The 11,744-nt window shown below is 64.9% G+C and carries 14 protein-coding genes; 5 read left to right on the top strand and 9 right to left on the bottom strand.

The genetic code is table 11. The features are described 5' to 3' along the window. Positions 1-410 precede the first annotated feature (410 nt). A complete protein-coding gene (locus KHP60_RS08720) occupies positions 411-1,565 on the top strand; it encodes a type III PLP-dependent enzyme (protein ID WP_213563513.1) in 1,155 nt (384 codons plus the stop codon). A gap of 133 nt (positions 1,566-1,698) precedes the next feature. Further along, entirely contained in the window at positions 1,699-2,271 is a 573-nt protein-coding gene (locus KHP60_RS08725; RefSeq protein WP_213563514.1) for a GNAT family N-acetyltransferase, read from the top strand. Positions 2,272-2,277: 6 nt separating this feature from the next. Here the strand turns inward: KHP60_RS08725 and KHP60_RS08730 are convergent, their stop codons facing one another. Further along, a complete protein-coding gene (locus tag KHP60_RS08730) occupies positions 2,278-3,507 on the bottom strand; it encodes a nitrate/nitrite transporter (RefSeq protein ID WP_213563515.1) in 1,230 nt (409 codons plus the stop codon). Positions 3,508-3,759: 252 nt separating this feature from the next. Here KHP60_RS08730 and KHP60_RS08735 point away from each other — a divergent pair, with 252 nt between their 5' ends. After that, positions 3,760-5,190 (top strand): homospermidine synthase, encoded by a 1,431-nt coding sequence (locus KHP60_RS08735; protein WP_213563516.1) that lies wholly within the window; start codon positions 3,760-3,762, stop codon positions 5,188-5,190. 59 nt (positions 5,191-5,249) lie between these two features. Then, positions 5,250-5,588: a hypothetical protein gene (locus KHP60_RS08740; RefSeq protein WP_213563517.1), complete on the top strand. Its 339-nt coding sequence runs from the start codon at positions 5,250-5,252 to the stop codon at positions 5,586-5,588. Between the two features lie 4 nt (positions 5,589-5,592). On the opposite strand, the gene KHP60_RS08745 is transcribed toward KHP60_RS08740, so the two are convergent. From KHP60_RS08745 to KHP60_RS08755, 3 genes are read right to left on the bottom strand one after another with little or no spacing between them, the layout of a single operon-like run. Beyond that, complete coding sequence (locus KHP60_RS08745; RefSeq protein WP_213563518.1) at positions 5,593-6,117, bottom strand: DUF2937 family protein; 525 nt, start codon at positions 6,115-6,117, stop codon at positions 5,593-5,595. Between the two features lie 11 nt (positions 6,118-6,128). Then, positions 6,129-6,407 carry a hypothetical protein gene (locus tag KHP60_RS08750; protein WP_213563519.1) on the bottom strand — a complete coding sequence of 93 codons (279 nt, stop codon included), beginning with the start codon at positions 6,405-6,407 and terminating at the stop codon, positions 6,129-6,131. Positions 6,408-6,415: 8 nt separating this feature from the next. Continuing rightward, positions 6,416-7,423 (bottom strand): WD40 repeat domain-containing protein, encoded by a 1,008-nt coding sequence (locus KHP60_RS08755; protein WP_213563520.1) that lies wholly within the window; start codon positions 7,421-7,423, stop codon positions 6,416-6,418. A gap of 239 nt (positions 7,424-7,662) precedes the next feature. Here KHP60_RS08755 and KHP60_RS08760 point away from each other — a divergent pair, with 239 nt between their 5' ends. Further along, positions 7,663-7,821 carry a hypothetical protein gene (locus KHP60_RS08760; RefSeq protein ID WP_213563521.1) on the top strand — a complete coding sequence of 53 codons (159 nt, stop codon included), beginning with the start codon at positions 7,663-7,665 and terminating at the stop codon, positions 7,819-7,821. Between the two features lie 23 nt (positions 7,822-7,844). On the opposite strand, the gene KHP60_RS08765 is transcribed toward KHP60_RS08760, so the two are convergent. The 5 genes from KHP60_RS08765 to KHP60_RS08785 form a co-directional block, all read right to left on the bottom strand. Further along, complete coding sequence (locus KHP60_RS08765; RefSeq protein WP_213563522.1) at positions 7,845-8,807, bottom strand: GTP-binding protein; 963 nt, start codon at positions 8,805-8,807, stop codon at positions 7,845-7,847. A gap of 153 nt (positions 8,808-8,960) precedes the next feature. Further along, complete coding sequence (locus KHP60_RS08770) at positions 8,961-9,884, bottom strand: metal ABC transporter substrate-binding protein (RefSeq protein WP_213563523.1); 924 nt, start codon at positions 9,882-9,884, stop codon at positions 8,961-8,963. A gap of 23 nt (positions 9,885-9,907) precedes the next feature. Then, entirely contained in the window at positions 9,908-10,774 is an 867-nt protein-coding gene (locus tag KHP60_RS08775) for a metal ABC transporter permease (protein ID WP_213563524.1), read from the bottom strand. Between the two features lie 12 nt (positions 10,775-10,786). Further along, the gene (gene aztA / locus KHP60_RS08780) at positions 10,787-11,533 is read right to left on the bottom strand and encodes a zinc ABC transporter ATP-binding protein AztA (RefSeq protein WP_213563525.1); all 747 of its coding nucleotides are present in this window, start codon (positions 11,531-11,533) and stop codon (positions 10,787-10,789) included. Positions 11,534-11,536: 3 nt separating this feature from the next. After that, a complete protein-coding gene (locus KHP60_RS08785) occupies positions 11,537-11,698 on the bottom strand; it encodes a hypothetical protein (RefSeq protein ID WP_249688638.1) in 162 nt (53 codons plus the stop codon). Positions 11,699-11,744: the final 46 nt, after the last annotated feature.

Here is an 11,744-nt window from a genome sequence, read left to right on the forward strand (position 1 = left end):
CGTGTGTCGGTTGGTGGGCATCCGGACAAGAGGCCGGACAGCCGCCCGAGAGCGAGCTAGCTCTCGATACCCCTAACCGGCAGCCGGAGGCGAAAACCGGCGCACCTCGTTCTCAACGGGGGACGCGACTTAAAGCAACGACGAACGGGCTTTTTTGGTCTCGTTGGCCCTCCAAAGGTCAACACCGAAGAGGCTTGTTTATCATTGCCAGGCGTGCGGATGGAGTATCCCCATCCAATCCAAGGCAGCATCGTCGGGTGAAGAGCCCATCGCGCCATTCGTGTCTCCATCGCACGAAGCGGGATGTCATCTTCCCTCGCTGACGCCGGACGGCAGGAAGTCCTGATCGTCTGAATTTCAATCCGGAGGCTCCACAAGACCTCCATTGAACCTTTGGTGGGGAGAGCGCCATGACTCAGCGCATCCGTGAATTCCTGCGCAACCGACGTGAGGACGGCCCTTGCGTTGTCGTCGACCTCGAGGTCGTGCGCGACAACTACTCCAAGTTTGCCCGTGCGCTCCCCGACACGCGCGTGTTCTACGCCGTGAAGGCGAACCCGGAACCGCAGGTGCTCAAGCTCCTGGCCGAGCTCGGCTCGTGCTTCGACACGGCATCCGTGGTCGAGATCCAGCTCGCGCTGGATGCCGGCGCGACGCCTGACCGCATCTCCTTCGGCAACACGATCAAGAAGGAGCGCGACATCGTTCGCGCTCTCGAGCTCGGCGTACGCCTTTATGCGGTCGATTGCGAGGCCGAAGTCGAGAAGATCGCCCGCGCAGCCGCGACGGTAGGCATCGACGCGTCCGACGTGAAGGTGTTCTGCCGCATCCTGTGCGACGGCGCCGGCGCTGAGTGGCCGCTCTCCCGCAAGTTCGGCTGCGTGCCCGAGATGGCCGTGGACGTGCTGGAGCATGCCTATCGCCAAGGCCTGGAGGCTTACGGCGTGTCCTTCCACGTGGGCTCGCAGCAGCGCAACACGGAAGCCTGGGATCAGGCTCTCGGTTCCGCTTCGGCGATCTTCCGTGAATGCGCGCATCGCGGCATCCACCTGTCGATGGTCAATCTCGGCGGCGGTTTCCCGACGAAGTACCTGAAGACGGTTCCCATGGTCGAAGCCTACGGCGAGTCGATCTTCCGGGCGCTGTCGAAGCACTTCGGCAACCGCATTCCGGAGACGATCATCGAGCCGGGCCGCGGCATGGTCGGCAACGCCGGCGTCATCGAGACCGAAGTCGTCCTGATCTCGAAGAAGAGCCAGGACGAGGACGAGGTGCGCTGGGTCTATCTCGACATCGGCAAGTTCGGCGGTCTCGCCGAGACGATGGACGAGTCGATCCGCTATCCGATCCGCAGCGAGCGCGACCACGACCGCAAGGTGCCGTGCGTGCTCGCGGGTCCGACCTGCGACTCGGCCGACGTTCTCTACGAGAAGGAGCCTTATCCGCTCCCCGTCTCGCTGGAGATCGGCGACAAGGTGCTGATCGAGGGCACGGGCGCCTACACGACCACCTACTCGGCGGTCGCATTCAACGGCTTCCCGCCGCTCAAGTCCTACGTGATCTGATTCACGTCCCGCCTGCCTCGGGAAACGAGGCAGGCATCAACCCCAACAGAGTTGTCCCGGACGGCCTGTGAGCGATGGTGCTCACAGGTGCGAGGGCTGTCGCTCACCCCACGTGTTTTGGGAGGCCACGGCCATGATCACGATCCGCGAAGAAACCTTCCGCGATGTCGAGGCGCGCGAGGCGCTGCTCGATGCCTGCTTCGGGCCCGCCCGGTTCCAGAAGACCTGCGAACGCCTGCGCGAGGGCAGGATGCCGGCCGACGATTTGTCCCTGGTCATCGACCGGGACGGCGAAATCATCGGAACGGTGCGCCTGTGGCATGTCTCGGCCGGTCCGAACCGTCCTGCTCTGATGCTCGGGCCCATCGCCATCGCCCCGGCCGTGCAGAGCCTCGGCCTCGGCGGCAAGCTCGTGCGCGAGGCGCTGAAGCGCGCGGGCGATCTCGGCCACAAGGCGGTGCTGCTGGTAGGCGATGCGCCCTATTACGAGCGCTTCGGCTTCTCCACGACCAAGACCGATTCTCTCTGGCTTCCGGGTCCCTACGAGCGCAACCGCTTCCTGGCTCTCGAGCTCGAGGCGGGCGCGCTCGACAATGCGCGCGGCCTTGTCTCCGCGACGGGTTCCTTCGAGCAAAAGCCCGATCTCGGCGCTCTCGTTGCGGCTGCCGCGCAGGGTGCGCTGGCGGGCCTTCGCCCGGCGCTCTGACGCCGCCTATCCCTCCGAGGGCCGAAAACGCGCGGCCCTCGGATTGGGCAGCACGAAGGTGACGGCGGCGGCTGCGATCATGTAGGCCACGAAGCCTAAGCAGATCGCTGCAAGACTCACCCCGGCGTCGAACAGAAGCCCGATGGCGCCCGGCGTCGCGGCCGAGGCCACCACCATGATCGCGCCGGCGAGCGCGCGAATCTTGCCCAGATGAGCGGTGCCGAACAACTCGGCCAGGACGGCTGCGATCACCACGTTGGTGCAACCGGACGTGAGGCCGATCAGGCCGAAGAACACGAGTGGCAGAAGCGGTCCGTCGAAGGCCGCAAGGGCAATGGATGCCGCCGTCATGCCGGCCAGATAGAAGTGGCTGAGGCGCACGGCGCCGAAGCGGTCCACGAAACTGCCCGCGCTCATGGCGACCACCACGGACACCAGCGCGAAGAGCGTGATGCTGCTGGCCAGAAGCTCCAGGGACCAGCCCTTCAGGTCGGCGATGAAACGCTGGTGGAAGAAGTATGCCGTCATGATTGCCGGATAGCCGATCATGGTGGGGATGAGCGCGAGGAAGCGCCAGTCGCGCAGGATGTCGTTCCAGCGTGGGCCCGTGCCGTTCACGGCCTTTTTGCGGGTCGAGCCGTCGAGCTCCGGATCCTTCGTCGTGAGAAGGAAGCCGAGCAGCCATCCGATGGCCAGCGCCGCGATGATGACGAGCGCCGCAATGCGCCAGGCGCCGGTCCATTCGAACGCCGCGATCAGCGTGATGGCAAGGGCCGGAAGGGTCGCTTCGCCGGCCGGAAAGCCGAGCGCCGCCACGCCCAGCGCACGGCCGCGCACGCCTTCGTGCAAACGGGCCGTGCTCATCACGCCCGCATGGCTGAGCATCCCCTGGCCGAAAAGGCGCAGGGCGAACAGGCTCAGTCCCAGCACGATGATGTTGGGCGCGAAGGACAAGCCGACGGCGGCGGCCGCCAGGCCGAGCATGGCCGTGGTGGCATAGAGCCGGATATCGACCCGGTCGATGACGCTGCCGACCCAGATCATCAGCAGGCCCGAGGACAGGGTCGCGAGGGAGTAGATCGCCCCGAAGGCGCCGTGCGTGAGGCCGAAGGCCTCGCGGATGTTCGGGCCCGACAGGGAGATGAAGAAGGTCTGGCCGAAGGAGGACAGGAAGGTCAGGGCGAAGCCGAGGCCGATGACGCGCCAATAATGCCTGACAAGTTCGTGAAATTTCATCGGTCGCGGTCGGTTGAGAGACGAAGGAGCCTGCGATCATGCAGCCTTGTTTCACAATGTCGAGGGTGAAACGAGCATGGCAGGTCTGTCGTTGTCATCTTGCCTTCGACATCCGCAGGAAAATCGCCCTCCGGCCCTTGCGAGGAGCCACAGCCATTGACCCCGAGGGCTCCTCAATCCTAGATGCGCCCGGAACCGTTCAAACCGGAGACATCTCGTCCTATTCCAGGATTCCGCAAAGGAGAATTATCGATGACCTCTTGGCCCGTTCATGGTCGCATCACCGGCCCGATCGTGATGATCGGCTTCGGCTCGATCGGCAAAGGCATGCTGCCTCTGATCGAGCGGCATTTCGAGTTCGACAAGAACCGGTTCACGGTCATCGATCCCGTTGATACGGACCGCAGCATGCTCGACGTGCGCGGCGTGACGCTCATCGACAAGGCCCTGACGCCTGACAATTATCGCGAGATCCTCACGCCGCTCCTGACAGAAGGCGGCGGCCAGGGCTTCTGCGTGAACGTGTCGGTGGACACCTCCTCCCGCGCCATCATGGAACTGTGCCGCGAGCTTGGCGCGCTCTACGTCGACACCGTGGCCGAACCTTGGGCCGGGTTCTATTTCGACAAAAGCGCCGGCCCGGCCGAGCGCACCAACTACATGCTGCGCGAGAACATCCTCGACGCCCGCCGCCAGTCGCCCGGCGGCCCCACGGCGGTCAATTGCTGCGGCGCCAATCCAGGCATGGTGTCCTGGTTCGTGAAGCAGGCGCTCCTCAACATCGCCAAGGATACGGGCATCGATCACGAAGAGCCGAAGAGCCGCGAGGATTGGGCACGCCTGATGCAGCGCGTGGGCGTGAAGGGCATCCATATCGCCGAGCGCGACACGCAGCGGGCGGAACACCCGAAGCCCATGGGCGTGTTCGTGAACACCTGGTCCGTGGAAGGCTTCGTGTCGGAAGGCGTGCAGCCGGCCGAGCTCGGCTGGGGCACGCACGAGACCTGGATGCCGGAGAACGGCCGCACTCATGACAAGGGCTGCGGCGCCGCGATCTATCTGCTCCAGCCCGGCGCCAACACCCGCGTCCGTTCCTGGTGCCCGACGCCCGGCCCGCAATACGGCTTCCTCGTCACGCACAACGAGGCGATCTCGATCGCGGACTACTTCACCGTGCGCGAGGGCGACAAGGTCTCCTACCGGCCGACCTGCCATTATGCCTACCATCCGGCGAACGACGCCGTGCTCTCCCTGCACGAGATGTTCGGCAATGCGGGCAAGGTGCAGGAGAAGCACCACATCCTCACCGAAGACGAGATCGTCGACGGCAAGGACGAACTCGGCGTGCTGCTCTACGGCCATGGCAAGAACGCCTATTGGTACGGCTCGCAGCTCTCTATCGAGGAGACCCGCAAGCTTGCCCCCTACCAGAATGCCACCGGCCTGCAAGTCACCTCGGCCGTACTGGCCGGCATGGTCTGGGCGCTGGAGAACCCGGATGCGGGCATCGTGGAAGCCGACGACATCGACTTCCGCCGCTGCCTCGAAGTGCAGACGCCCTATCTCGGCCCGGTTGTCGGCGTCTATACCGACTGGACGCCGCTCGATGACCGCCCCGGCTTCTTCCCGGAGGATATCGATTCCTCCGATCCGTGGCAGTTCCGGAACATTCTGGTGCGGTAACCCCGTTCATGGTCATCCCCGGCCGCTCAGCCGCCGGGGATGACATCCGAGGATGAAGAATGCCCCATTTCGAGGAATTCTACGCCGACAAGCTCCGCGGCGGCCTGGGCGTCGTCGATGCCGAGAGCGTGCTCGACTTGCGCGGCGTGTCCCGCGAGCAAGCTGCGGCGTCGCTCCAGGACATGCTGGAGCGCAGCCGCTTCGCGCGAGGAAAGTCGGTCGCCATCCGCCTCGATCCCCCGCCGGAAGGCGGCGGCGAGACGCTCTTCCAGCCGGTCGGCAAAGCTCTGTTAGAGGCCAAGAAACGCGGCTGGATCGACCGGCTGCAAACCCTGCCGGCCCCCGACGGCCTGGGATTTTACATCGTGCTGGCCGGAAAGCCGGAGCGCGAAGCCTGACGTTTCAGGCCTGCATCGTCCTGCGTTGTGAACGCGGCCGCCGCCACAGCCTGCGGACAAAACCGCTCAGCAGAAGAAGGCCGCCCCAGACCGCCACGAAGCCGATCGCCGTCGAGAGGATTCCCTCCTCGGTGACCGGCAAGGCCGGCTCGAAATCCCGATAGACCGCTTCCATCACATCCTGGTCTCCGTCGCGCGCCATCAGGGCGACCCTGGCGAAGGGGCCCGCCTGCATCATGGTCTCTCGGTGGATCTCAAGGTTTCTCAGACGCTCCACATTCGCCTGCATGGCAGCGCCCTGGCGGCTGACGAAATCGTCGGTGTTGGAGCGCAGGCGGGCGATGGCGCTTTCCTGGGTCTCGCCGCTGGCCTGGGCATCCGCCTCGAAACGGGTGATCACCTGCCGCAACTCGTCGATCGCACCGCCAAGGCGCTGACGGTACTGCTGAGCGAATTCGGGTCCTTGCGAGGCGACGACGCCGCCGCAAAGGCCCAATCCTAAAGCGATGATTCGAACGATCCGGGACAAGCTTGACCTCCTCAACGATCAAGTGCGGCCAGGATATCTTGTTCCATCACCTCGTCGAGGACCTTGGCGACCTTCAGGGCCCTGGTCTTCTTGCCCGGCTCCATCACGAGGATCACGGTTTCGATCCCAGGGCAGCCGGGATCGTTGCAGGCGATTTCGTTGACGGCAAAGGCGGTGTCCGGCGGGGTCTGAAGGACCGCGCGGGCGAGATCCTTGACTCGGTCGACGGCCTGCTTGTCGGGCTTCGGCAGGCCAAAAGACCCTCTTAAAAAGGCGCCGAACAGGGCCACGGGCGATCTCACGTGGGCAGGGTCAGGATACCGGCCTGACCGTCTTCGCAGCCGAAAGCGAGGCGCCGGCCGCCCTTATCCCAGGCCATGGCCGTGATGCCGCTGTCCTTGACGGCCGGACGCACCAGGAGTTCGGAGGCGTCGTTGAGGCGGATGAGCAGGATGCAGCCGTCCTCGTATCCGACCGCCAGCACATAGGTGTTGGGATGGAAGGCGACGCGGCTGACCTTGGCCGGACGCACGCCGCATTCCCGCGGCGCCTTGCCCATGGGGCCTTCCTTCGATTCGAAGGGCCAGATGATAGCCGCTTCAGCACCGGAGGTGGCGAACCACTTGCCGTCGCCGGACCAGGAGAAGGAGCGCGTCTTCGACGGGTAACCGCTCATGCGCATGTGGCCCTTGTCGGGGATGAGCCGCCAGCCGTGAAGCGCGTTCTCCTGCATGGAGGTCACCACGAAGCGGGCATCGGGCGACCAAGTGACGTCGAGATGCGAGCCCTTCCATTCGAGCACCTCGGGCTTGGCCTCCACATTGGGAAACCAGAGCGTCGCACCGTTGTAATGGGAAATCGCCAGCCGGTAGCCCTTGGGCGCGAAGGCGAGGCCGCGGGCCGCGGAGGGAACCTCGAGGGTCTTCTCCCGACCCTTGTCGTCGCGGGCGACGACCCGCTTGCCGGCGCCATAGGCGAAGGCGCCACCGGCATTGACGGCGAGCGAGTCGATCCAGGCGCCCTTGGTCTCGGCCAGGGTTTTCGTGGAGCCGTCGGCGCCCGTGACGGCAATGCGGCCGTCATCGCCGCCCGTGAGGAAGCGCTCGCCGTCGCTCGCGGCTATCAGCACCCCGGCGTCCGGATGCGCCTCGACCCGATGGCTCTCGCCTTCCTTGCTGAGCAGAACCCCACCGTCGCCGAGGCCGAAGGCGGCCGTCCCTTTCAGCCAGCCGATGGCCGTGACATGCGCGCCAGCCGTCACGGGCGCCACGTTCTGTGTCAAGGATGGAGCGGTTCCAATACTCATCAAAGCAATCCCTTCATACGCGCTGCCATATAGCATCGGACCCGGGAGTGGACACCACCTTCGGGTCGCATCCAATGCTCATTTCTGGACCAGCGCAGTGGGAGGCGGAAAACCGGGTGATTCAACAATGATCCTGGGATCAGGCCTTGTGTGCCTTAGCCCATTCCAAGCCTTGGATCGGACTGCGCGTTCCAAGAAGGCGTGATTGAATGCGAGCCGTGCCTTTGGCGGCCTTTGCCGTGAAACTATCTCCCCAGCTGTCCGCCCAGGAATCGAGCGCGGAACCGTCGGCGAGAGAGGCGCAGAAGGCGGCCTGCCGGCGGGAGACCAATCAGATCATCGCCGCCCGCAGGGCTCACGTGCGGAACTGCCTGGCGAAGGGCGGCGGCCCGGGCTGAACCGGGGTCGGCCTCTCCGGTGATCAGGCCGCGCAGGCCAGGAACCCTTCCTTGATTGCCTTCTCGTTCAGGTCGCGGCCGATGAAGACCACCTTCGAGGTGTGCTTCTCGCCCGGCTTCCACTCGCCCTGGACGTCGCCGTCAAGGATCATGTGGACGCCCTGGAAGACGAAGCGCTTCGGCTCATTCGGGAAAGCCACGATGCCCTTGCAGCGCAGGATGTTGGGGCCGTCGACCTGGGTCAGGTTCGAGATCCACGGCATGAACTTTTCCGGATCGACTTCGCCATCCAGATGCACAGCGACGGACTGCATCTCCTCGTCATGGTGATGGTGATGGCCTTCTTCCAGAAAGTCCGGCTCAAGCTCGATGATCCGGTCGAGATCGAAGGCCTTGCGGTCGAGCACTTCCGAGATCGGGATGGCGCAGTTCTGGGTGCGGTGGACCTTGGCGTAGGGATTGATGGCGCGGATGCGCGCCTCGACCTCTTCCAGCTCCTGCGCAGAAACGAGATCGATCTTGTTGAGGATGATCACGTCTGCGAAGGCGATCTGGTTCTTGGCCTCGGGCGCATCCTTCAGCCGGTCGGAGAGCCACTTGGCATCGGCCACCGTCACCACCGCGTCGAGGCGGGCGGCGTCGGACACGTCCTGATCCATGAAGAAGGTCTGGGCCACGGGAGCAGGGTCGGCGAGGCCGGTGGTCTCGACGATGATGGCGTCGAACTTGCCCTTGCGCTTCATCAGGCCGTCGAGAATGCGGATCAGGTCGCCGCGCACGGTGCAGCAGATGCACCCGTTGTTCATCTCGAATACTTCCTCGTCGGCGCCGACGACGAGTTCGTTATCGATGCCGATCTCGCCGAACTCGTTGACGATCACGGCATATTTCTTGCCGTGCTGCTCGGTGAGGATGCGGTTGAGAAGGGTGGTCTTGCCGGCGCCGAGATAGCCTGTGAGGACGGTGACGGGAATCTTGTCGGTCATCGGAACTTCCAGAATTTATGGGTGTCATCCCCGGCGGCCTGCTGCGCAGACCGGGAAGGGGATCCAGGCGTAAGGGGTTCAACCTGACCTGGATTCCCTTCCCTCGCTGCGCTCGCCGGGAATGACACCAAGCGCCGCAGCGATCAGGGGCTTTCAGCTCGATAAGGCCGCGCTGAAAGCCCTTATATTGTGTCTCATCATGTCAATGTAAGTGCCGGCTGGGCCGTTCGGCTCCGAGAGCGCATCGGAATAGACCTTCTCGCCGACCTTAGCACCGGTTTCCTTGGCGATGCGCTCCATCAGGCGGGCATCGGAAACGTTCTCCACAAAGACGGCGGCGATTGTCTCGCGCCTGATCTGCTGGATGATCCGGGCGACGTCCTTGGCGGAGGCTTCCGACTCGGTCGAGACGCCTTGAGGCGAGACGAAGTCGATGCCGTAGGCCTCCTCGAAATAGCGGAAGGCGTCGTGGGAGGTGATGATCCTGCGGCGTTCAGGCGGAATCCTGGCGACAAGACCTTTCACCTCCGCTTCCACTTCATCGAGCCGCTCGAGGTAGGATGCGGCATTGGCTTCGTAAACTGCCTTGCCCGCTTCATCCGCGGCGATCAGGGCATCCCGGATATTGGCGACGTAGATCTTCGCATTGCCGATGCTCTGCCATGCATGCGGATCGGAGCCGCCATGGCCGTGATCGTGTCCATGGCCTTCATCGTTGCTCTTGAGAGGCTTCACCCCCTTGGCGGCTTCGATCTTCTCGGCCCTGGTGCCGGACGACTTCACGAGACGATCGATCCAGCCTTCGAATTTCAGGCCGTTGGTGAACACGATCTTCGCTTCGGTCAGGCGCCGTCCATCGGCGGGCGTCGGGGAATAGACATGCGCATCGCCGTTGGGCCCGACGAGGGTTGCCACCGCGACGCGCTCGCCGCCGACGTTGCGCACCATGTCGCCGAGGATCGAGAAGGTCGCCACGACCTTCAGCTTGTCGACGTTCTGCGCGGCCACCGGCAGCGACGATACGGCAAGGGTGAGGCATCCTGCCAGAAGGGATACGGCAGCTCTTCGCGTCAGCATGGGTCTTGATCCTTTGCGAGGGGTCAGGCTTCCAGGTGCCGGCCGGGCCATGCCAGCCACAGCAGGCCGCCCTCGCGCCCGAGCACGAGGGAGATTACGTAGATGGCGCCGGCCGAGAGGATGATCGCCGGCCCCGCGGGCAATTCCGCGTGGAACGAGAGCAGCAGACCGCTCAAGCCGGACACGATGCCGATGCCGACGGATACCAGCATCATCATTGTGACGTCGCTGGTCCAGAAGCGGGATGCCGCGGCGGGCAGCATCATCATGCCCACCGCCAGCAGGGTTCCGAGTGCATGGAAGCCGCCGACCAGGTTCATGACCACGAGCCCGAGGAAGATCAGATGCGTCGGCGTGCCGGCATTGCTCACCGAGCGCAGGAAGATCGGATCCACGCATTCGAGCACGAGCGGGCGGTAGAGCACGGCCAGGGCCAGCACGGTGATGGTCGAGATGGAAGCGAGCAGCAGCAGCGTGTTGTCGTCGAGCGCCAGCACCGTGCCGAAGAGCACGTGCAGCAGGTCCACGTTCGAGCCGCGAAGCGACACGATGGTGACGCCAAGTGCGAGGGACAGCAGGTAGAAGGCCGCCAGAGAGGCATCTTCCTTCAGCGCGGTGAACCGGGAGACGAGGCCCGCCGCGACCGCCACGATGACGCCCGCGAACAATCCCCCGATGGTCATCGCCGGCAGCGAGAGGCCGGCCACGAGATAGCCCACGGCGGCTCCGGGCAGGATCGCATGCGCCATTGCATCGCCGGTCAGGCTCATGCGGCGCAGCATCAGGAAGACGCCGACAGGACCGCCGCCCAGAGCGATGGCGATCACGCCCACGAGGGCGCGCCGCATGAACTCGAATTCGGAGAAGGGCGTATGGAACAGGTCGAGCATGAATGGGCGCTCTTACGCGACGCTGCGGTGGCAGATATCCGCATGCGGATCGTACGCCTCGACCATGCGCCGGGCCTTCAGGAGGTTCTCCGGGCTCAGCACCTCGCCCGTCTCGCCCCAGGCCACCGGCTCGCGGGCGATCAGCAGGGTCTGCGGGAACGTGCGTTTGACCATGTCGAGATCGTGCAGGACCGCGACCACCGTGCGGGCTTCGTCGTGCCACCGGCGGACGAGGTCCAGCAGATCGGCCGTCGTCTTGGCGTCGATGGCCGTAAACGGCTCGTCGAGCAGGATCACGGGAGCGTCCTGCAGGAGCAGGCGCGCGAAGAGCGCCCGCTGCATCTGGCCGCCCGACAGGGTCGAGATCGGCCGCCGCTCGAAGCCGGTGAGGCCCACGGCGGCCAGCGCCTGCTCGATCTTCGTACGGTCGTGACGGGAAATGCCGCCGAAGAGGCCGGAGCGGGACCAGAGGCCCATGGCGACGAGATCGTAGACCGAGAGCGGGAAGGACCGGTCGATCTCGGCGGCCTGCGGCAGATAGGCGACGCCCGGGGAGGCATTGCAGCGGATGTGGCCTTCGAGGGGCTTGAGCGTGCCGACGATGCCCTTGAGCAGGGTCGACTTGCCGGCTCCGTTGGGCCCGACCACGGCGATCAGGCTACCGGCCGGGATCGCGCCGTCGAGGTGATGCACGGCAGGTCTGCGACCGTAGCCGAGGGTCACCTCATCGAAACGGATGGCGGGCGATGCTGCGGACATGGGTTAACCCGTCACTCCGAAGACCAGCAGCCACAGACCGGCCAGCACGAGGGCCGTTCCGGCCAGACGGTGCCCGACCGAGAGGCGCAGGAGCGAGAAGGTCGGGGCGGCGGCGACCGCCCGATGCTCGTGGGTATGATGATGGTGGTGATGACCATGCGACATGGCACCTACATAGACCGGGTCGATCCGCATTTCTAGGGGCGTACAG

Origin of the sequence: Microvirga sp. 3-52 (genome assembly GCF_018383585.1) — a bacterium.
GTDB lineage: Bacteria > Pseudomonadota > Alphaproteobacteria > Rhizobiales > Beijerinckiaceae > Microvirga.